Consider the following 21969-nt stretch of genomic DNA (forward strand, 5'->3'; position numbering starts at 1 on the left):
TTATAGCATCCTATGTGGTGGGACGAAAATATTAGTTTTCTCTGGAAATATTTTTACTCTTTTTTAGGCTATCTTGGCGTAGTTCTTGCCACTCCGTGATTAGCCCTGGTTTCTTCGCTAATATCTTATGTACCGCTAGTGCCTCCGCTTTGGAAACTTTTTCAAGATACCTGGTGCTTGTCATACAGCGAGAAGCGGCCTGAGCTGCCTTTATTTCTTCTATACCGGGATTTGGTGCTGGCCAGGACACGTCGGGAGCCTCATCCCCCTTCGGGCTAGACAGGGAAGAGGGGGATAAAAACTGAGTGTATCCCTCGTTTTTCATGCATTTATTCCAAGCTGCTGCAGCTTTGTCTTTCGTTGTGGAGATTGCGTCTGCGGCTTGTACAGAAATGTTGGTAGCTTCCTGCTCTAGTTCGACCATGCGTTTATATTTTGGAAGTACCTCTTTCATTGCTTCGTTTACACATCCTGAAGGGTTTTTACTGTTTTCGTCTCCGTAGAGCGCCCGATCTTCGGGAGACGAAATTTTATCGTCTGGAGCTTTAGCATCCTGGTCGTACCATCCTGGGGCGGCGACGCCGTATTTTACCGCGTCTTCTTCTGAGACGTATTCATAAACATTTTCAATTGCCTTTTCGTTCATTGAAATCAATTCCAATGATGGGGAATTGGCGTCTGTGGGAGTATAGGAAAATCCTTGTTTCTGCATACAAGAAGTAACTGCCGCATAATACGCATTACGCAACTGGTTAGTTTCTGCCTGTGGGGGATAGAGAATAGCGTTGGTCTCGCTTAGATAAATGTGGCTATTTACAGCAGATTTACTAGGAGTCCACTCAGCGTTATCATCAACCGGATGTGAAGCGCACGCCGTCATAAAGCTAACCAGTGAAATTCCGCAGAGTATTTGTAAGATTTTCAGCGCATGGTTGGTTCTCATACGGATCCTCAATATATCTTGAATGGAAAGTAGAAAATGCCTGCCCAGCTGGAGCGGAATAGGAATCTCCTAACTTTGTGGATGATGAATCAATACGCTAACTATAAAACCAGACTTTTTTGTTTTTCAATGGTTTGGAGGGCGAATTTTGGGCAGACTTTTCTTCGACACCCTCAGAGGAATAAAGTTAAGTTCTGACCGTAAAACTCAAGTAGACCCTAGCCCGCAAAAGGGCAGAGTCTCCTAGCTGATAGGGACGAAATGTCTAATAACGATCAGAACCCCCAACCAAGCTCCCCCCAACAATCCCCGAAGAAACAACTCGGGGGTTTGTGGAAACTTCACGGTGATGGCCGCTCGATTGGCTCGGGTGAAGTAGTAATGCCTCGCGAACGGCTCTCCTGGCCGCGCACCATCGGTATCGGCACCCAACACGTAGTCGCCATGTTCGGCGCCACCTTCCTGGTGCCCTTACTAACCGGCTTTCCGCCTAACACCACCCTGTTCTTCACCGCCATCGGAACCTTGCTATTCGCGCTGGTAACCGCCGGTAAACTGCCCTCCTATTTGGGGTCGTCCTTTGCGTTAATCGCCCCGATCACCGCGGTGTCTGCCCAGTACGGGCAGTCGGCGGCGCTCGGCGGAGTCATTAGCGTCGGGGTAATTTTGGCGCTCATCGGGGTCATCGTTCATTTTGCGGGCATCGTGTGGATTGACCGCATCATGCCGCCCACCGTAACCGGATGTATCGTAGCTCTGATCGGCTTTAACCTGGCTCCGGCGGCCTGGAATTGGTTTAAAGAGGGCGCGGTCACGGCAGTCATTACCGTCACCTCCATCGTGCTCATCACCGTCCTATTCAAAGGCATCATCGGCCGTCTATCTATTTTGATTGGCGTAGGGGTGGGCTATATCGCGGCGGTAGTTCAGCATGAAGTTGACTTCAAAGCCATTGGCGAGGCCGCCTGGATTGGCCTGCCCGAATTCCATAGTCCTTCTTTTGAGCCTTCTACCTTGGGGCTCTTTATCCCGGTAGTGCTGGTTTTGGTGGCTGAAAACGTCGGTCACGTGAAATCGGTATCCGCCATGACCGGAGAAAATCTTGACCATTTGACCGGACGCGCCCTCTTTGCTGACGGGGTTTCTACCGTATTTGCTGGTTGTGGTGGCGGTAGTGCTACCACCACCTATGCAGAAAACATTGGGGTAATGGCTGCCACCCGTGTCTACTCTACTGCCGCCTATATCGTGGCTGCTTTCGTGGCTTTGGCGCTATCAATGTTCCCCAAGTTTGGGGCGGCAATCGCAACGATTCCTCCCGGGGTGCTCGGTGGCGCTGCTACCGTTCTCTACGGCATGATCGGGATGCTGGGAGTGCGTATCTGGGTGCAAAACAAGGTTGATTTCGCGGATCCGGTGAATCTCAATACCGCCGCGGTCGCCATGATTATTGCTATCGCTGACTACACTTGGCAGATCGGTTCCCTCACCTTCAATGGTATTGCCTTGGGTTCGGCCGCCGCGATCGTGGTCTACCACGTGATGCGGGGGATTTCGAAGGCGCGGGGTACCTTCCTCGAGCAGGCCTCTCCAGCTTCTGTCCCGGCAGGTACGGATCTAGAGTCCCGCTCCTATGAAAAACGGGTAGCCCACCTCTCAGAATCCCTAAATCCGAAAACCGCTGAGGATTCGGGGAAACAGCAGGCTTAGAGACTAGGCAATCTGCACTAGTTTGCAGCCTTCCATCTCGTCAAGATCGTTATGCGCTTCTTCCTTAAATTCTTCGGGACTAACCATATCGGTGTAGCGAGATCCAATAGTCACGGTCACATCCGAGGTAGGACGAGGATCTAGAATAACTTCTGCTTCCTCAAAGGCGCGTGCCAAAGTGTAGGCTACGTTCACCCCGGTGGGGCCGGTAACTATCCGGATGTTGCCCTCGTAGGAACCGGAACTGATATTCCCAGTGTCTTTGACCGGAACTCCGCGTTCTTTAAGTCCCTTGGCTACTTTCCCGGCCAGGCCGGAAACATCGGTGCCATTGACCACATGGATCTCCATTTTGTCTAAGGGAACCGCTTTTTCCGAGGTCGGGCAGGGAACGTCTCCCGCCTGTGCGTATTGGGGTGCCTGTTTAAAGTCGTTGAAGAAGGGGAAGGGTAAAATCCCGAACCCAATCAAGATGGATAGCACCAGTAGTCCGGCCATCACCGAACCGATAACGGTGAAAACCATAGTTTCCCGTTGTTGACGGCGCCGCACATAGCGCTGATGGGGGGTAAGGTCTGCCAGCGGGTCTACTTTTTCAGGATTTGCTGCCAGATTCGGTTGCTGCGGGTCCCCACCGCTGTTGGGGCTCACCTGGGTTTTACTCATGGTTGTTACTTTACCTCCCTTAGCCTTAGGGCATCGTTGGCGGGTACGTTTTAGACGCTAAAACTAGTAAAGTAAAGCCAAGAAAACCACTGAGCTAGAGGATCATATGGCGAAAAAACTGTCACTTTCCCGTCCGGCGGGGACAGTCGCGATTATCACTAGTGTGATCCTCACCTTGATCTCGGTGGCGTTGGCGGCCGGTTTCATAGTTTTGCTAGGTTACGCCTTGTCGCACGGATTTTCCGGGAAGAGCCTTTCGGGTATGTTGGGCGGTCTAATCTTTGTGGCTGTGATGCTGGGGGGATGTGAAGCCACCCGGATTAGTATCGAGCAGCATTCTATTTATAAAGAACAGCAGGCTTTGCAGTCTCGGCTGCTGCTAGATTTTTTCCGGCAAGGATCGGGGGTATTAGCTTCCCGTAGTGCCGGATCCCTAATAGACATGATGACGTCCGGTACTGAGAAAATTCAGCGGTACCGCCAGGCTTTCCTAGGTTCCATGATCGGGGCGATGGTGAGTCCGTTACTGGTGCTGACGATAATGGCGTTGTTTGTCGACCCCTGGTGTGCCTTGGTGTTACTGGGTTTTGTGCCGCTAGTGCCGGCAATTATTTTTGGGTTTTCGAAACTAACCCGGAAAGTTTCGAGCAGCTCGCGGCGGCGACGGAATCAGCTAGCAGCCTCCTATCTAGATGCGCTTTCAGGTTTAGAAACTTTGACGCTGCTAGGAGCCGCTGACTTAAAAGGTCAGCAGCTGGCTCAGGTTGGGGAAGAAAATCGGCTTTCCACTATGCGCCTGCTGGCTGCCAATCAACTAATCTTGCTGGTAATTGACCTGGGATTCAATCTTTTACTCCTTACTGTCGGGTTTGCGCTCACCCTGTGGAAGGTAATCAATGGTGCTTGGGGTAGCGGTATTACGGTGATCGCTCCGGTGGTTTCCATGGTGGGGTTAACTTTGCTGCTCTTAGAGCCGATGAACAAAATCGGATCCTTCTTCTACGTGGGGATGGCGGGAATGGCGAATCAACGTCTAGTACGCGCCTTTTTAAGTGGCAAAGCCCCCTCCCATGGTCAAGACGGGGACGCCAGTTCCGATAAATCGCAGGTAGTAGCGCACTCTGATTCTTTCCTCTCGCTGCAGGATCTCACTTTTGCTTATCCCGGGGGCGATCCCGTGCTGCAGAACCTGGATTTAGAAATAAGGCAAGGGGAATGGGTGGCGATTTGCGGTCCTTCCGGAGCCGGAAAATCCACCCTGATTGAAATACTTAAAGGTAATATTTTACCCAGCAAAGGAGCCTATTATCTGCAAGGACGCGCCCTCGAGGCTAACAGTAGCGCCTGGTTTGCAGACCAATCGGCGCTAGTCCAACAGCACACCTGGATTTTCACCGGCACCATCCGCTCCAACCTGATGATGGTAGCTCCCCGCGCCAGTGAAGAACGCCTATGGGAGTGCCTGGAAAAAGTGGGACTGGCCGCAGAAGTTCGCGCTTTCGCGCAAGGACTAGATACCCCGGTAGGCGAGGACGGCTATGCCCTATCGGGAGGGCAAGCCCAGCGCTTATCTTTAGCCCGGGCACTATTGTCCCAGCGAGAGTTACTACTGCTGGATGAGCCAACTTCGCAGATAGATTTAGAGTCCGAGGCGGCGATTACCCAGGCACTCGCGGAGATAGCGAAAGAAAAAACTATCGTTCTGCTTACGCATCGTGCCAGTGCCCTGGAGTTTGCTGACCGCGTGCTGTACCTCCAAGATGGCGCTTTAAAGGAGGTAGTGCGGTGAAGAAACTACCGGAGCTTATAAAGTACCTACTCCCTGCTAAAGAGGACGGCGAAAACCCGCGGTCACCTGTAAAAACCGGGAGGGATGCTAGTGTGCCGGAGCTAGGAACCCGCCAGCTGGTTAACTGGCTATTACACCTGGCTCGGCCCGTGCTGAAACCTCTTTACATCTCCGGGGTAGCCCGCCTGTTAGATCAGGCTTTCGGTATCGCCCTCATTGCTTTTGGGGTCTACCGTATCGGCGCGGCAGTAGTAGCAATCGCTGGTGGCACCCTCTTGAGTTCGGCTTACCTGTGGGTGAGCGTAGGGGTGTTGGCGGTTTTAGCGTTACTGAAAGCAGTTTTTCGTTACCTAGAACAGTTCGCCGGACACTATGTGGCCTTTAAAGCGCTAGAGATTTTCCGGCAAGAAATGTTTAGGCGCCTGGTGCCGCAATCCCCGGCTTGTATGGTGGGGGCTAAAAGCGGGGATCTCCTGACTCGCATCACCGCCGATATTGATCGTATCGAAGTGTTTTTTGCGCACACCTTGGTTCCTGCATTTAGCGCACTGGTTATCCCCCTCGCGGTCTCGATTCTGGCCGGATTTTTGGTTTCTCCCCTTAGCGGCGTTTTATTATTCCTGGTTTACCTGGTGACTTTGCTGTCCCTAATGCTGCTAGGGGGCGGGGAAGGCAGCCAAGCGGCGGATGCAGTCGGGAAAGCCCAGGGTCAAGTTGCCCAATCGGTGACCGACTCGGTGAACGGGATTAGTGAGGTGACCGGCTACGGTTTGCAGCGGGCGCGCACTACTCAACTTGAGCGCTATATGTCGATTGTGGGAGCCTGCGCGCGCCCTTTGACCTCGCTGCAGGCTTTACGTCGGGCTCTGACCCAAAGTGGAATGTACTTAGCAGCGCTGGCGGTCATCTGGGTGGGAATGCCTTCACCAGGCGATTTAGCTGCGATTCCCGCCGCCCTGGCCGCCACCTTTGCGGTAATGCGTTCTTGGGAAGTATGCCGCGGGGTGGAAGATTTCTCTACCCACCTGGACAACACTTTCGCTGCCGCCCGCCGGGTTTGGCAGGTGGCGAACTCTGCTCCTCAGGTAGCTAGCGGTGGCAAGAACCCGCCCGCGCAGCCTTTCCCGATTATTTTCGAGGACGTGTCTTTCACCTATCCCCAAAGCGGAAAGCAGGCATCCTCCCGGCAGACCCTGCAGGATGTTTCCTTTACTATTCCCGCGGGTTCCTGGACTGCTATATGTGGCGCTACCGGGAGCGGAAAATCTACTTTGGCGAGACTGCTACTGCGGTACTGGGATGTCGATAGCGGGCAGATTCTGCTGGGAGATTTACCGCTGGCGCAGCTAGATCCGCAAGCTATTCGCCTCGCGATTCCTCTGGTTACCCAGCGGATTCATATTTTTTCGGCCTCGATTGCCGAAAATTTGCGGTTAGGTCAACCCGATGCCAGTGAGGAACAGCTGTGGCAAGTGTTAAAAACGGTGGAGCTGGATCAGGCTATTACGAGTTTACCTGCAGGTTTAAATACTCGCGTAGGCAGATATGGTGGGGCACTGTCAGGGGGACAGCGGCAAAGACTATCTTTGGCGAGGGCGCTGCTGACTGACTCTCCAGTCTTGGTGTTAGATGAATTCACCGCCCATTTGGAGCCAGCATTAGCGGCGCGGATCCGCCACCGGGTGCGGGAGATGCGTCCTGAGTCCACCATTATTGAAATCACTCACGCCCTGCGCCAAGTAGAAGAAGCCGACCAAGTGCTGGTGCTTTCTGGGGGCAAGCTGGCAGAAGCGGGAGAGCCGAAGCAGTTGCTCGCGCAAGCAGGGGAACTGGCGAAGCTATATGCCCATGAAAAGGAAGCAGTCTTTACGTTGTAGACCGGAACCCCGAAAACAGGCAAGAGCGCGCTACCAGACACCCCACGCGGAGCCTCCAAAATAGTATTTTGCTCCCCAGCAGCCCGAAAACAGGGAAGAAAGCTGTGAAAATGCGCACGTCCTCGCCTGACATGTGGCATAATGAGCGTTTTCAAACTAGCATTAATACTTGCGTTTGCCGTAGCCCGATGTGGTCTGGTCTGTTGATTCGCCCTAAAAATGCGCAAGGCGATCGGAAGAACAACCAGCGCCTGGAAGGGGCCGGAAACCAGAAAATCGCGCGAAGTTACGTCGTCCGAAAGGAATCCTTTTGGCTGCTGAAACCGCATCCGCCAATAAGCCCTCTCGCCTGTCGTTTGCAAAACTGCAGGAAGTTATGGCTCCTCCGAATCTGCTTGACATTCAAAGGAAATCTTTTGAATGGCTCTTAGGCACCCCCCAGTGGCGCGAGAGTGCAGAAGAAAAAGCAAAAGCGACCCATCGCACCGATCCCGTGTTGTCGGGCTTGGAGGAAGTTTTTGAAGAAATTTCCCCGATCCAAGACTTCGCTGGCTCCATGTCGCTGTCGTTTTCCGACCCCAAGTTTGAGCCCCCCAAGTATTCCATCGAAGAATGCAAAGCCAAGGATTACACCTACGCGGCTCCCATCTTCGTAACCGCGGAATACATGAATGAAAACACCGGCGAAATTAAATCGCAGACCGTGTTTATGGGGGATTTCCCGCTGATGACTCCGCGGGCAACTTTCATTATTAACGGTACCGAGCGGGTAGTGGTCTCCCAGCTGGTGCGCTCTCCCGGCGTCTACTTCGAGAAAGTCGCCGATAAGACTTCAGATAAGGACATCTACGGCTGCAAGTTCATTCCTTCCCGGGGTGCTTGGCTAGAGCTAGAGATCGACAAACGGGAAAACGTAGGTATCCGTATTGACCGGCGTCGTAAACAGTCCGGCACCATTTTCCTACGTGCCCTGGGGATGACGGCGGAAGAAATCCGCGAAGAGTTCAAAGACTATCCGATCATGCTTTCCACCTTGGAAAAGGATTCGGATAACATTCAGTCCACCGATGATGCCCGGGCAGATATTTACCGCAAGATCCGCCCTGGAGAGCCGGCTAGCGCAGAAGCAGGCCGCAACCTGATTGAAGGATTCTACTTCAACCCCAAGCGCTATGACCTGGCCAAAGTTGGTCGCTACAAGGTCAACCGGAAACTGGGGCTTACCAGTGATATCCACGCCTCCACTTTGACGCTGGACGATATTATCGCTGGTTTCAAATACCTATTGGCGCTGCAAAAAGGCGACCAGACGGTGTCGGCCACCAACGAGGACGGCGAAATCATTGATGTGCGGGTAGAAACCGACGATATCGACCATTTCGGTAACCGCCGGATTCGCGCAGTTGGTGAACTAATCCAAGCCCAGATTCGCACCGGGCTTTCCCGGATGGAACGGGTGGTACGCGAACGCATGACCACCCAGGACGCGGAGGCTATCACTCCGCAGTCGCTGATTAACATCCGTCCGGTAGTGGCCGCGATCAAAGAATTCTTTGGTACTTCGCAGCTGTCCCAGTTCATGGATCAAAACAACCCGCTTTCGGGGCTAACCCACAAGCGGCGCCTGTCCGCGCTAGGTCCGGGCGGTCTTTCTCGTGACCGTGCCGGCATGGAAGTTCGTGACGTGCACCCGTCCCACTATGGCCGGATGTGTCCGATTGAATCTCCGGAAGGCCCGAACATTGGTCTGATCGGCTCGCTGGCAACCTATGCCCGGTTAAACTCCTTCGGGTTTATTGAAACCCCCTATCGGGTAGTTAAAGACGGGAAAGTCACCGATGAGGTGCACTACCTCAGCGCGGATGAAGAGGCCGGTTACAATATCGCCCAGGCTTCAGCTCCGTTAAATGATGACGGTTCTTTTGCTGAAGAGTTGGTTCTGTGCCGGATTGCTGGGGAAGACCCTCAGGAAATGCACCGCGACGAAGTGGACTTCATGGACGTTTCAGCGCGGCAAATGACTTCAGTCGCCGCCGCCCTGATTCCGTTCCTAGAACACGATGACGCTAACCGCGCCCTCATGGGGGCTAACATGCAGCGCCAAGCGGTTCCGCTACTGACCACCGAAGCTCCACTAGTGGGTACCGGTATGGAACGGCGTACCGCTATGGATGCCGGCGAAGCTATTGTTAGCGACCATGCCGGGGTAGTAGTAGAAGCCGATGCGGCACATGTACAGCTCATGTGCGATGACGGCTCCTACTTCACCTATAACCTAGACAAATTCCACCGCTCCAACCCCGGTAACTGCTACAACCAGCATGTACGGGTGGCTGCCGGTGACCGGGTAGAGATCGGGGATCTGATCGCTGACGGCCCGGCAACTGATCATGGTGAACTGGCCTTGGGTAAGAACCTGCTGGTTGCCTACATGTCTTGGGAAGGTCTGAACTACGAGGACGCGATTATTCTGTCCCGCCGGGTAGTCCAAGATGACGTGCTCACTTCGATCCATATCGAAGAACACGAAATCGATGCCCGTGAAACCAAGCTGGGTCTAGAAGAAATCACTCGCGATATTCCTAATATCTCCGAGGACGCCCTATCTGACCTGGACGAACGCGGTATTATCCGTATCGGCGCCGAGGTGCAGGCTGGCGATATTTTGGTCGGGAAAGTAACCCCGAAGGGTGAAACCGAGCTGACCAGTGAGGAGCGCCTGCTGCGCGCCATCTTCGGTGAGAAAGCCCGCGAAGTGCGGGACACTTCACTGCGCGTGCCGCACGGCGAAACCGGGATTGTGATCGGGGTTCGCGAGTTTAACGATGAAGACGACGAACTACCTCCCGGGGTAAAACACATGGTGCGCGTCTATGTCGCGCAGCGCCGTAAGATCACCATTGGCGATAAAATGGCTGGTCGTCACGGTAACAAAGGTGTGGTTTCCAAGATTCTGCCGATCGAGGATATGCCTTTCTTAGAGGACGGCACTCCGGTTGACATTATTTTGAACCCCATGGGTGTGCCGGGACGTATGAACATCGGGCAGGTACTGGAGTTCCACTTAGGCTGGATCGCTCACCAGGGTTGGGATACTTCCCTGCTGGCAGAAGAAGGCGCCAAGTGGATTGAGAAACTCCCCAAGGAAGGGCTATCGGCTCCTGCCGGTCAAAAGGTGGCCACCCCGGTATTCGACGGTGTGGAAGAAGACGTGCTCACCGGTCTGCTCAGTTGCACCCGCCCGAACGCGGATGGGGATCGCCTCATCAACGAAGACGGTAAAGCACAACTATTTGATGGGCGCAGCGGTGAACCGTTCCCCTACCCGATTTCAGTAGGCTACAAGTACATGCTGAAACTACACCACCTGGTAGATGACAAGATTCACGCTCGTTCCACCGGTCCTTACTCGATGATTACGCAGCAGCCGCTGGGCGGTAAAGCCCAGTTCGGTGGCCAGCGTTTCGGGGAGATGGAAGTGTGGGCGATGGAGGCCTATGGCGCCGCCTATTCGCTACAGGAACTGCTCACTGTGAAATCGGATGACATTACCGGCCGCGTGAAGGTCTATGAGGCGATTGTTAAGGGCGAGGATATTCCGCAGCCTGGTATTCCGGAATCCTTCCGCGTCCTCATACAAGAAATGCGCTCCCTCTGCCTGAATGTGGAAGCCTTAGACGCCGAAGACAATGTGGTGTCCCTGGCTGAAGACGATGACGGTGCTGAGCGCGCCAGCGAAGAGTTGGGGATCAATATTGGCTCGCGGCCAAACCCCAATGTTTCTTTGGAAGAAATCTAGGCAGCAGGGAAGAGAAGGTAAGAGTCGATTATGGATGCAACGAAATTCGATCAACTACATATCGGCATGGCGACCGCCGAGGGCGTGGCTGAATGGTCATTCGGGGAAGTCAAGAAGCCGGAAACTATTAACTACCGCACCCTGAAGCCCGAAAAGGATGGCCTGTTCTGTGAACGCATATTCGGTCCCACCCGGGATTGGGAATGTGCTTGCGGTAAATACAAGCGGGTGCGCTATAAGGGCATCGTTTGTGAACGCTGTGGGGTAGAGGTTACTCGCTCTAAGGTGCGCCGCGAACGCATGGGTCATATTGAGCTGGCCGCCCCGGTTACCCATATTTGGTATTTCAAGGGTGTGCCCTCTCGTCTGGGTTACCTGCTGGATCTCGCGCCCAAAGATCTAGAGAAGGTCATTTATTTCGCGGCCTATATGATTACTGAGGTCGACGAGGACGCCCGCCACCAGGATCTGCCAAATCTGGAAAATGAGCTCAGCCTGGAAAAACAGCGTTTGTCTGAACGCTTCGAGGCACAAATTGTGGCTCGCCAGGAAAAACTGGAAAAAGATCTGGCGGCCTTAGAAGCTAAAGATGCTAAAAACGCCGAAAAGGAAAAGATCCGCAAAGCCGCCGATAAAGAGGTCACTCAGATGCGGCGCAAGCTGGATCGCGAGCTGACGCGTCGGGACGAGGTATTCACCCGCTTCAAAGAACTGCAGGTAGGCGACCTGGAGGGTGATGAGCGGCTTTACCGCGACTTGGAGATGCGCTATGGCATTTACTTTAAGGGTGATAAGGGCGCGCAAGCAGTCCAAAAGCGCTTGCAGGACTTTGATCTAAAAGCAGAGGCCGAAAAGCTGAAAGAGGAAGTGGAAACCGGTACCGGTCAGCGCAAGACTCGTGCTTTGAAACGGCTGAAAGTGGTTTCTGCTTTCTTGCAGACCGGGAATAAACCGGATTCGATGGTGCTAGATCGCATCCCGGTGATTCCTCCGGATCTGCGTCCGATGGTTCAGTTAGACGGAGGCCGGTTTGCGACCTCTGACCTGAACGATCTGTATCGCCGGGTGATTAACCGTAATAACCGTTTAAAGCGACTGCTAGATTTGGGTGCTCCCCAGATCATCGTGAATAACGAGAAGCGGATGCTGCAAGAATCGGTGGACGCCCTGTTTGATAATGGTCGCCGCGGACGTCCGGTGACTGGCCCGGGTAACCGTGCGCTGAAGTCACTGTCCGATATGCTCAAGGGTAAGCAGGGACGTTTCCGTCAGAACCTACTGGGGAAGCGGGTTGACTATTCTGGCCGGTCTGTGATCGTGGTAGGTCCGCAGCTCAGGCTGCACCAGTGCGGCTTGCCTAAGCAGATGGCTTTGGAGCTGTTCAAGCCGTTCGTAATGAAACGGTTGGTGGAACGGCAGGAAGCCCAGAACGTTAAGGCTGCCAAGCGGATGGTGGAACGCCAGCGTCCGCAGGTGTGGGACGTCCTCGATGAGGTCATCACCGAACACCCAGTGTTGCTGAACCGGGCACCTACTTTGCACCGTCTAGGTATTCAGGCTTTCGAACCGATCCTGATTGAGGGTAAAGCTATCCAGTTGCACCCGCTAGCTTGTGGCGCGTTCAACGCGGACTTCGATGGTGACCAGATGGCTGTTCACCTGCCGCTGGGCGCGGAAGCGCAAGCGGAGGCACGGATTTTGATGCTGTCTTCGAATAACATTTTGAAGCCGGCTGATGGCCGTCCGGTTACTATGCCTTCTCAGGACATGGTGATTGGGATTTACCACTTGACTTCGGATCCGGATCCGGCGCTGCCGGTTCCAACCGACGAGGACGGAAACCCGATTACCCCCAAGTTCTCTTCTCTGGGTGAAGCCATTATGGCCTATGACCAGAACCGTCTGGATATTAACGCTAAGGCGCTGATCCGTTTTGAGCCGGGCACAGTACCGCCGAAGGATTGGCAGGCTCCGGAAGGCTTCGAAGAGGGCGATCCGGTAGAGTTTGAAACCTCCATTGGGCGTTGCTTCTTCAATGAGGCGCTGCCGGTTTCTTACCCGTTCGTAAACGAGCAGGTGGACAAGAAGGGGCTGTCCCGGATTGTTAATACCTTGGCGGAACGTTACGACAAAGGTAATGTGGCGGCCTCTTTGGATGCTTTGAAAGAGACCGGTTTCCACTGGGCAACCTGGTCGGGTACTACTATCGGTTTCGCTGACGTGGTAGAACCACCGGTCAAGGCGAAGATTCTAGCCGAGTATGACGAAAAGGCTACCCAGGTTCAAGAGGATGCCGATCTCGGTTTGATTACCGCCCAGGATCGCTATAACGAACTGGTGGATTTGTGGACTGAATGTACGGCTAAAGTTGCCGAGGCGATGCGGGAGAACTTCCCTGCTCGTAACCAGGTGAACCGGATGGTTTCTTCTGGTGCTCGTGGTAACTGGGATCAGATCCGGCAGATTTCCGGTATGCGTGGCCTGGTGGCTGACCCGAAACAGAAGCTGATTGAGCAGCCGATTAAATCGAATTACCGTTCCGGTCTGTCGGTGCTCGAATACTTCATTGCTACTCACGGTGCTCGTAAAGGTTTGGCCGATACCGCGTTGCGTACGGCAGACTCGGGTTATTTGACTCGTCGTCTGGTTGACGTTTCTCAGGACGTTATTGTGCGTGAACAAGACTGTGGCACTCGCCGCGGCCTGGTACTGCCCATTGGTAACGCCGGTGAAAACGGCCAGGTTTACAAGCTGGATATCGTAGAGACCACCGCCTATGGACGTACCTTGTCTAAGGACGTTACCGATAAGGACGGCAACTTGGTGTTTGCTAAAGGCACCGACGTGGGCGACGCCGAGATTGACGTTTTGATCGAGGCAGGAGTCACCGAGATTCCGGTGCGTTCCGTTTTGACCTGTGAGTCCGAGGCCGGCACTTGTGCGTCTTGTTACGGACGCTCGCTGGCTACCGGTAAGCGGGTTGATATTGGCGAGGCCGTGGGGATTATTGCTGCCCAGTCGATTGGGGAGCCCGGTACCCAGCTGACGATGCGTACCTTCCACACCGGTGGTGCCGCGGGTGCTGCTGATATTACTCAGGGTCTGCCGCGTGTACAGGAGCTATTCGAGGCTCGTACCCCCAAGGGTGAGGCTTTGATTACCGAGGCCGCCGGGCGCGTCAAGGTAGTTGACGAACCGGGTGAACCTCGCCATTTGGTAGTGGTGCGTGATGATGGTCAAGATGATCTGATTATTGACGCTCCGCGCCGGATGAAGCTGATTATCTCTGACGGTGACCATGTCGAGGTAGGTGAGCAGCTAACTGAGGGTCGTCTAGATCCGAAGAAGGTGCTGCGCATCTTGGGTGTTAACTCCACCCAAAAACAGCTGGTAAACGAGGTGCAAGAGGTTTACCGTTCGCAGGGCGTAGATATTCACTCCAAGCACATTGAAGTGATTGTGCGCCAGATGTTGCGGCGGGTAACCGTGCTGAAGTCGGGAGATACTGACCTGTTGCCGGGTACTTTGGTGGATTCGATTCGCTTCCGCTCGATTAACCGTAAGGTAGTTTCCGAGGGCGGAGAGCCGGCTGCGGCTCGTCCGGAACTGATGGGGATTACCAAGGCTTCGCTAGCTACCGATTCTTGGTTGTCGGCAGCTTCCTTCCAGGAAACTACGAAAGTGTTAACTGATGCCGCGATGGCGGCGAAGAAGGATCCGCTGGTAGGCCTGAAGGAGAACGTGATTATCGGTAAGCTGATTCCGGCTGGTACCGGTCTGTCGATGTTCCGCGATGCCAGTGTGGAGCCTACTGAGGAAGCGATGGCTAAGATGGGTTGGTCTGCTGATGACTTTAAGATTCCCGATATTGATGACGACTTCTTGGCGGGTATTAATTTCGAAGACTCTTTTGGTCTGAATCTCTAATCTAAATAGTTGAGTTCCTTGCGGGGGCTTGCCTAGCAAATTGAGCTAGGCAAGCCCCCGCAGCTTTTAACGCGCCGCTTTTGGATTCGGAGCTCAGTTAGCCGCCAGATATGTCAAAGTTCTCAATAAAAACTTAATTATCACTTTGTTTTAATGTTCCTGGTTGGTACGATTTCACTATGGGTATGAGTCGAAAAAAGAATATTTTGGTGTCCACTCTTTCGATGGCCAGCCTGGCGTTAGCGGGGCTGTTCGCGGTTGCGGGGAGCCAGAACGTACAGGCAGCAGAGCGCACTCCTACGGTTCGTGAATGCCGGGTAATGCATAATCAGGTAGCAAAAGGACAGCCGATCACCAATCTAGATACCTTTTTAATTGGTGCTACCAGCGCCGATTCTTATACTTTGTCGCTGTATTTGGGGAATACTAAGTTCCGTCCAGCGATTGACGCCGCCACGAAGATGTGGACCGAACGTAGCGGCGGGAAAATCAAGTTTAAATACGTGGACTCGATGGCTGATCGCCCAGTGCAGGTAATTGATTCTCCCTACGCTGAAGGCAAAGCGCTTGGCACCGCCTATGCTGCGCAGAGGCTGCTGTATCTGCGTCTAGATCGCAGCGGTTGGCTTACCCAGGTTTCTACGGTTGCCCATGAGCTGGGGCATCTTTTGGGGGTAGACCATACTTGTAAGGGTGATTTAATGGCCGCCGGAATGGCGGGAGTTAAAGACTTCAACAACCCGATTAGTGACGCTGACGTGGCCTTGGCATTGCAGGGTTTGGAGAAGCATCTAGGATACCCGGCGGGGTCTGAACCGGCTGAACCGACCCCGGATCCCACTACGGAGGCGCCTCAGCCCACCGAGGATCCGACAACTCCGGCTCCCGAGCCGACCGCAGATCCAGATCCTAGTGAAACTGTTCAGCCTAGCCAGGATCCGACTACGGCTGCTCCTGAGCCTAGCCAAAGCGAAGATCCCACCACCGAACCAACGACTGAACCGACTCAGCCGGAGGTTCCCAGTGAAACCGCGCAGCCAACCCCAGATCCGACCACTGGGGAACCCCAGCTAACTGAGGATCCGACTCCTCCGGCTCCCGAGCCCACCACAGATCCTGAGCCGAGCGTAGAACCTACCACCCCGGAACCTACCTTTACGGAGGCTCCGCTTCCGGATGAGCCCCCTACTGCGGTACCAGAGCCGACTGTCCAGCCGGATGAACAAGCCGATGACTCCGATAGCTTCGTAGTGAAAGTTCGGGTGTTCTTCGTGCGAGTATTCTCTTGGATCGGCGGATTCTTCCGCTCGATCTTCTCCTAGAGTTCTAGATATTAGTTGAGCCCGCCGGATTTCCGGCGGGCTCAACTTGTGTCATTAGCTAGCGTCTAAACTTCCTATCGCTAGTTTGTGCTCCCAGTTCGGCTTCAATTTCATGCGTGCCATCTTGGCGTAGCACCGTGAGTTTTACTTTGTCTCCCGGGTTGTACCAGCGCACATAGCCAGTCAGCGCCACTCCGGATCCCACCTGGTAGTCATCAATCTTGGTGATCAAATCTCCCTCTTTTAGACCGGCGCGATCAGCGCCCGAACCGCGAACTACCGTGGAAACCCGCGCTCCCATCCGGGACTCGCCCCCGATCTTGGCGACCGCGGTATCAATGGTGACTCCCAACATGGCGTGAGTTACTTTTCCGGAAGTAATGATCTGGTCGGCAACGTTACGTACTAGATTTACTGGGATAGCGAAACCGATCCCAATCGAGCCCGCCTGACCGCCATTGGAGGATCCTAGGGAGGCAATTGAGGAGGTAATCCCAATAACCTTCCCGGAGGCATCGAAAAGGGGGCCGCCAGAGTTACCGGGGTTGATTGCGGCATCGACTTGGATAGCGTTAGTAACTACTTGCTGGCCAGCACCGGAACGGTCATTCAGCCCGGGAATCTGCACTCCCGAACCTTCGGATGATTGGGTGACTACTACCGGACGGTCGAGGGCAGAAATAATTCCGGTAGTAACGGTATTTTCTAGTCCTAGCGGAGAACCGATGGCCGCTACCGGCTGGGCTACCCGCAAACCGGTAGAACTACCTAGTGCTGCCATCTGTAAATCCTTGGGAGGACTCACGAACTCTAAAACCGCCAGATCGGTAGAAGCATCGGATCCTAAAACTTTGGCGTCATAAATTTTTCCGTTAAATAGCTCTATCTGGACTTTTGCGTTGCCCGAAATCGCGGAGGCTACTACGTGGTAGTTGGTAATCACATGTCCGGCCTCATCAAAAATCACCCCGGATCCGGTCTCTCCCGAATTACCGGAAGCTACCTGGATAGCCACCACTGAGGGCTGAACCGCTTTAGCCACTGTCTCCCAGTTCGTGTTCTTAGCGCTGGCCTGGACTACCGGAGCCTCGGTTGCCACTTTCACCGGAGATTTCCCCAGAGAGGTAGTACCCGAACCCCAATCGGAAGGCAGTAACCATACGCACAAGGCGGCTGCTAGCGCAATGGCGATAGTTGCCAGCCAGCCAGGGCCACGTTTAGTTTTTTCTTTGCGTTTAGTAGGCATGGGGGATGGTTCCCAAGCGGGCTGTTCCGGGGGCAAAAATGATCCCTGGGAGGAGGGAGAGTAGGGGAAATCGGCAGTATCTGCCGCCTGCTGCGCGCCAAAGCCATTAGCGAAGGAACTTGTGGTTTGCGAGGGGGATGACTTGTTAATCCCGAAGCTGTAAGGGGAGGAGTATTCCTCAGAAGAAGTCTGTCCAGTGGGGAAAGCCGGATCTGTTTGGGAACTGATCTCACTGTAAGAGGAGGTCGCCTCGCCGCTAATCTCCGGGTTGCCAGGTTGAATATCGGTGATCCTGCCGGTTAATTCGGGACGCGCTTCCTCGGGCTCACTGGCATCAAAGTTGCCGGTGTTCCCGGGGCTTAGCGGCGGAAAACTGTCGCCGCTCGGTTCTGGGATTTCGCCGGGCCAGCCGGCGCTTTGCCAATCATCCATTTCCCAGTCGTCAATCGGATTACTACCGTTTTGGGGTTGGGTCGAATCATTGCTATTAGTCATGAATCTCGATCTCCTCTTATCTATTGTGTCCCCATATTGACACCAGCAACTGTTTTCACTCTGGATGTTTTCTGGGTGTTTTCTGGATACCTAGCTATGTCCTATTTAGGTGCAGCAAGTTAAGTATTGGCTGCTACCTGCGGTTTTAGTGGGGGCGCCGTTTCTTGCGGTTTTGCTGGCTGGGGCGAGTATTTTTCGGTTTTTCCTCGCCCGTAGCGATCTGGTTTTGGTCTTTCGGATTCTCGCGGGGATTCTCGAACTTATCATCTTGCAGCTGTTTGCGGTACCAGGCCGGTGCCAAACGAGTACCGCGGGAAGGTGCAAATCCTAGCTGCCGATAGTAGGCGCGCAGCCAAGCGGGCCGCAGCCCCTCCGGATAATACAGGTTGGTTAATCCCCAAATAATCCCCACCAGTCCGATAAATGCGCTGACTAGACAGATTGTCAGTAGCAGGTAGTTGACAGGTTTCGGCGTGGCGTTTGCGGGCAGGGTCGCTCCGATCGCCAAAAAGAACAAACCCAGAGCCGGCAGGAACACTAATACCCACCGTTCATCCATAATCAGGATGCCGGAGCGAGAAACATCTTTCTTTTTCTTCGGTATCCAAAAACGCGCCCTCGCACTGCCGTGACGTATCCAGGCAGAACCGACTAGCAGTAGCACTCCCATAAGTAAGGCAATGATGTGATTCATGAAACTAGCCTAACCCGTTTGCCAGCTACGCAAAGATTGCGCCCGAAATCTGCCCCATGTCTTTGCGTAAACAAAAACTCGCAGAGCTTACCCGCGGCTCTATCCGGTTTTACAGATATTGGCTGGCTAGCTGCACCGTGTGGGGACCGTAAGATCCTCCGAACAGATTAGCGTGTACCGCCAGCATATGGATTTGATGCAAACCGATACGTTCTTGCCACCCGGACGCCAGCGGTGAGACCTGGTTATAGCCCTGGTAGATCTCCTCCAGATAGGGCTGGCCGAACACTCCCAGCGCCGCTAAATCAGTCTCCGCGTGTCCGCCGGAGGGAGCCGGGTCGATAAGCACTCCCACCACCTCAGGCAGGGGCTGATCTAACTTATCGCCCAGTCCCGCACTAGCAGGAAAATGCTTTAAAGCTCTCGAGGGCGCCCACATTACGTTCCCGGTCCACAGGTCACCGTGAATCCGAGCGGCCTTGGCTTTTACTAGCTCCGGTTCGGGAACGTCGAAGATTCCATCCCGCAAACGCTCGGCCAACCGCTCTAAAACTGCCGCTCCGGCCGAATCGATCGAACCATTATCGAGGGCAGGCGGCAGGTTAGGCATGATCCTATGATCAGCGAAAAACTCACCCCAGTTTTGCCCGGCGTCCTCATAAATTAATTCTAGGCGGGAGCGACCCATGTAGCCGGGGCCGGAATAACCTAGCGGAGGCTGACCAAACCAATCAGCTCCCCCCGCATGGGTAATCGCCAGTGCCGCCCCGAAAGCCCGCGCCGCTTCGCTGGTGATAGCGGTAGAGGGGATTAGTTCGGTGTCTAAAAACCCGTGTCCGGAAGCCGCAACTCGTACTACGTGCGCCCCGCCTTTATCCATGGGCTCCGCCAGCCACTTTAGCCCTAGTTCTTCAAGCTCCAGAGCTTCGGGATGGCGATTATCAACCTTGTGGTAAACCTGCTCACTCATACCCCCATTGTGCCAGCTGGCTACCATTGTGGGCTAGCTCGCCAGATTTGGCGAGAAATACGCCTGGCAGTCTAGGCTTAAAGTATGACTCCAGAAGAACTAAGTGCCCTAATCCGCCAGATTCTTGTTACGCAGGCAACCGAAATCGGTTTAGACCCGGATGTTATCCCGGAAACCGTGAAAGTTGAGCGTCCGCGTTCGCGCGATAATGGTGATTGGTCAACTAACGTGGCTATGCAGCTGGCAAAGAAAGCAGGTATGGCGCCCCGCGACCTCGCCGCAAAAATTACTGCCCAGCTTGACCAGGTAGCAGGCATCTCGAAAACCGAGGTGGCCGGGCCGGGATTCGTAAATATCTGGCTGGGAGCCGCCGCTGCCGGGGCACTAGTTTCCACGATTTTGCAGGCCGGTAAACAATACGGACACTGTGACGCCTTGAGCGGGCAAAACATCAACGTAGAGTATGTATCAGCCAACCCCACCGGTCCCATCCATTTAGGGGGAGGACGCTGGGCGGCAGTTGGCGACACCCTCTGCCGGATCCTTTCAGCCTGCGGGGCAAAGGTTACTCGCGAATACTATTTCAATGACCACGGCGCCCAGATCACCCGCTTCGCCAAGTCGCTTCTGGCGCGCTGGCAGGGCAAAGAGGTGCCGGAAGATGGTTACGGCGGTCAGTACGTCCTCGATATTGCCACTAAAGTGGCTGAGCGCGCTAAAGCAGAGGGAGTGCAGTTAGCAGAGCTACCGGAAGCGCAGGCGGAAGAATACTTCCGGGAAACCGGCACCACCTTGATGTTTGCAGAGATCAAAGATTGTTTGCATGATTTCCGCGCCGATTTTGATGTTTTCTTTCACGAGGACGAGCTGCACACTTCCGGGGCAGTAACTGATGCGATCGAAGAGCTGCGTTCGCGGGGCGTAATCTATGAGCAAGATGGCGCCACCTGGCTAAAGTCCACTAAATACGGGGACGACAAAGACCGGGTGATATTAAAGTCCGATGGCGATCCCGCCTATTTTGCAGCCGATATTGCCTATTACCGGGATAAACAGCGCCGGGGAGCCACCCACGAAATCTTGATTCTGGGGGCTGACCACCACGGATATATTGACCGCATGTATGCCATGTGTGCAGCCTTCGGGGGTAACCCGGGGAAAAGCCTAGAGATCATTATCGGGCAGATGGTGAATCTGAAAGAAAACGGCGTAGAAGTAAAAATGTCGAAACGCGCCGGCACCGTTATTACCCTAGATGACTTGGTAGAGGCGGTTGGAGTCGATGCTGCCCGTTATTCGCTGGTGCGAGTATCGATGGATTCCACTGTCGATATTGACCTCAATTTGCTGCGTTCGCATACTAATGAAAACCCGGTTTACTATGTGCAATATGCTCATGCCCGCACCTGTTCAGTGGGTCGCAATGCCGATGAAGCCGGAGTGAAATCCGATGGTGAATATGAGGCCTCCGCGCTGTCTAGCCAAGCTGACAAGGATCTGCTCGGGATCTTGGCTCAATATCCGGCAGAACTCAAATTGGCCGCAGAAGAACGCGAACCCCATCGGATTCCTCGCTACCTGGAGAAACTCGCAGCCGGCTATCACACCTGGTACAACCAGTGCCGGGTTATTCCTCGCTCCGGTGAAGAAATAACTGCGGCACACGTGGCACGCCGGCACCTGAATGAGGCCGTGCGGCAAGTGCTCGAAAATGGTTTAGATCTGTGCGGAGTGGTAGCTCCCGAACGCATGTAATGGGAAGATAGGGGCATGGCAACCGTACCGACCACTAAGGCTGCGCGCGAGGAAGCGATCCGCGAAATCCTCAGTCAACAAGAAATCTCCAGTCAGTCGCAACTTCTCAGCCACTTGGCTGAACGGGGAATCCCTACCACCCAGGCCACCCTGTCGCGTGATCTACTAGCTTTACGTGCTACCAAAGTGCGTGCCACCAGCGGGAAAACTATCTATATGCTGCCCGAACCCTATCCGGTGCGAGTGCGGCGAGGACAAGAAGATCCCGGTAATGAAAAGTTAGCTAAATGGTGTCAAGACCTGCTGGTATCGTCGGCAGTGGTACATAACCAGGTAGTGCTGCGCACCCCGGCGGCAGGTGCCCAGCTACTCGCGGGGGCGATCGATATGGCGTGGTTTGATGCCGTGCTCGGCTGCATCGCCGGTGACGATACTATCTTGGTTATTTGCAAAACCGATGAGGACGCCCAGTCCTTAAACGAGCTGTTCATGCAGTTCGTTACCGATTAGTTCGAGATGTGATTAGCGCAAGGGCTAGGTTTTTCCTCCTGCCCAAGAATTCGGAAAACGTAGCGGCGTTTTCCGAATTCTTATGCCCACCGCGCCCACTCGGATAAAACCTAGCCCTTGCGCAGTACCACCCCACCGCGAGGCTGGTGTGTGAATCACATTAAATAAGCTGTCTCGGATTTGGAGGGCTTATCGGCTCTGTCTTAAACTGAGGTAGTTGCTGCGGCAACGGCAAATGCGCTCGTGGCTCAACGGATAGAGCATCT

13 protein-coding genes are annotated in these 21969 nt (G+C 54.2%); 8 read left to right on the forward strand and 5 right to left on the reverse strand.

Annotated features, from left to right (window positions below):
- Window positions 1-31: 31 nt before the first annotated feature.
- Entirely contained in the window at window positions 32-943 is a 912-nt protein-coding gene (locus tag RDM26_RS03055) for a hypothetical protein (protein ID WP_307737573.1), read from the reverse strand.
- 261 nt (window positions 944-1204) lie between these two features.
- Between RDM26_RS03055 and RDM26_RS03060 the strand changes: the two genes are divergently transcribed.
- A complete protein-coding gene (locus tag RDM26_RS03060; protein ID WP_307737574.1) occupies window positions 1205-2653 on the forward strand; it encodes a solute carrier family 23 protein in 1449 nt (482 codons plus the stop codon).
- Window positions 2654-2656: 3 nt separating this feature from the next.
- Here the strand turns inward: RDM26_RS03060 and RDM26_RS03065 are convergent, their stop codons facing one another.
- On the reverse strand, window positions 2657-3319 hold the full coding sequence (locus tag RDM26_RS03065) for a LytR C-terminal domain-containing protein (protein WP_307737575.1): 663 nt from the start codon (window positions 3317-3319) through the stop codon (window positions 2657-2659).
- 106 nt (window positions 3320-3425) lie between these two features.
- On the opposite strand from RDM26_RS03065, the gene RDM26_RS03070 reads away from it, so the two are divergent.
- The 5 genes from RDM26_RS03070 (at window position 3426) to RDM26_RS03090 (ending at window position 16033) form a co-directional block, all read left to right on the forward strand.
- The gene (locus RDM26_RS03070; protein ID WP_307737576.1) at window positions 3426-5108 is read left to right on the forward strand and encodes an ATP-binding cassette domain-containing protein; all 1683 of its coding nucleotides are present in this window, start codon (window positions 3426-3428) and stop codon (window positions 5106-5108) included.
- Window positions 5109-5200: 92 nt separating this feature from the next.
- Window positions 5201-6985 carry a thiol reductant ABC exporter subunit CydC gene (gene cydC, locus RDM26_RS03075; protein WP_307737577.1) on the forward strand — a complete coding sequence of 595 codons (1785 nt, stop codon included), beginning with the start codon at window positions 5201-5203 and terminating at the stop codon, window positions 6983-6985.
- 310 nt (window positions 6986-7295) lie between these two features.
- On the forward strand, window positions 7296-10784 hold the full coding sequence (locus tag RDM26_RS03080; RefSeq protein ID WP_307737578.1) for a DNA-directed RNA polymerase subunit beta: 3489 nt from the start codon (window positions 7296-7298) through the stop codon (window positions 10782-10784).
- A gap of 27 nt (window positions 10785-10811) precedes the next feature.
- Window positions 10812-14711: a DNA-directed RNA polymerase subunit beta' gene (locus RDM26_RS03085; RefSeq protein WP_307737581.1), complete on the forward strand. Its 3900-nt coding sequence runs from the start codon at window positions 10812-10814 to the stop codon at window positions 14709-14711.
- A 209-nt stretch (window positions 14712-14920) separates the two neighbouring features.
- The gene (locus RDM26_RS03090; RefSeq protein WP_307737579.1) at window positions 14921-16033 is read left to right on the forward strand and encodes a hypothetical protein; all 1113 of its coding nucleotides are present in this window, start codon (window positions 14921-14923) and stop codon (window positions 16031-16033) included.
- A gap of 58 nt (window positions 16034-16091) precedes the next feature.
- On the opposite strand, the gene RDM26_RS03095 is transcribed toward RDM26_RS03090, so the two are convergent.
- From RDM26_RS03095 to RDM26_RS03105, 3 genes are all read right to left on the reverse strand, one after another.
- Window positions 16092-17774: a S1C family serine protease gene (locus RDM26_RS03095; protein ID WP_278609897.1), complete on the reverse strand. Its 1683-nt coding sequence runs from the start codon at window positions 17772-17774 to the stop codon at window positions 16092-16094.
- 145 nt (window positions 17775-17919) lie between these two features.
- Window positions 17920-18468 carry a hypothetical protein gene (locus RDM26_RS03100; protein ID WP_307737580.1) on the reverse strand — a complete coding sequence of 183 codons (549 nt, stop codon included), beginning with the start codon at window positions 18466-18468 and terminating at the stop codon, window positions 17920-17922.
- A 109-nt stretch (window positions 18469-18577) separates the two neighbouring features.
- Window positions 18578-19438, reverse strand: a complete 861-nt coding sequence (locus RDM26_RS03105; protein ID WP_278609893.1) for a fructosamine kinase family protein — start codon at window positions 19436-19438, stop codon at window positions 18578-18580.
- Window positions 19439-19522: 84 nt separating this feature from the next.
- On the opposite strand from RDM26_RS03105, the gene argS reads away from it, so the two are divergent.
- Together argS and RDM26_RS03115 are read left to right on the forward strand one after the other, a co-directional pair.
- On the forward strand, window positions 19523-21193 hold the full coding sequence (gene argS / locus RDM26_RS03110; protein ID WP_278609891.1) for an arginine--tRNA ligase: 1671 nt from the start codon (window positions 19523-19525) through the stop codon (window positions 21191-21193).
- Between the two features lie 15 nt (window positions 21194-21208).
- On the forward strand, window positions 21209-21703 hold the full coding sequence (locus RDM26_RS03115) for an arginine repressor (RefSeq protein ID WP_278609889.1): 495 nt from the start codon (window positions 21209-21211) through the stop codon (window positions 21701-21703).
- Window positions 21704-21969: the final 266 nt, after the last annotated feature.

The organism is uncultured Varibaculum sp. (genome assembly GCF_902489465.1).
Lineage (GTDB): Bacteria > Actinomycetota > Actinomycetes > Actinomycetales > Actinomycetaceae > Varibaculum.

What these genes read in the sequence shown, in the direction of transcription:
- RDM26_RS03060 (WP_307737574.1), top strand. Translation starts at nt 1,205, where the DNA reads ATGTCTAATAACGATCAGAACCCCCAACCAAGCTCCCCCCAACAATCC.
- RDM26_RS03115 (WP_278609889.1), top strand. Translation starts at nt 21,209, where the DNA reads ATGGCAACCGTACCGACCACTAAGGCTGCGCGCGAGGAAGCGATCCGC.
- RDM26_RS03065 (WP_307737575.1), bottom strand. Translation starts at nt 3,319, where the DNA reads ATGAGTAAAACCCAGGTGAGCCCCAACAGCGGTGGGGACCCGCAGCAA.
- RDM26_RS03105 (WP_278609893.1), bottom strand. Translation starts at nt 19,438, where the DNA reads ATGAGTGAGCAGGTTTACCACAAGGTTGATAATCGCCATCCCGAAGCT.
- RDM26_RS03070 (WP_307737576.1), top strand. Translation starts at nt 3,426, where the DNA reads ATGGCGAAAAAACTGTCACTTTCCCGTCCGGCGGGGACAGTCGCGATT.
- RDM26_RS03095 (WP_278609897.1), bottom strand. Translation starts at nt 17,774, where the DNA reads ATGACTAATAGCAATGATTCGACCCAACCCCAAAACGGTAGTAATCCG.
- argS (WP_278609891.1), top strand. Translation starts at nt 19,523, where the DNA reads ATGACTCCAGAAGAACTAAGTGCCCTAATCCGCCAGATTCTTGTTACG.
- RDM26_RS03100 (WP_307737580.1), bottom strand. Translation starts at nt 18,468, where the DNA reads ATGAATCACATCATTGCCTTACTTATGGGAGTGCTACTGCTAGTCGGT.
- RDM26_RS03055 (WP_307737573.1), bottom strand. Translation starts at nt 943, where the DNA reads ATGAGAACCAACCATGCGCTGAAAATCTTACAAATACTCTGCGGAATT.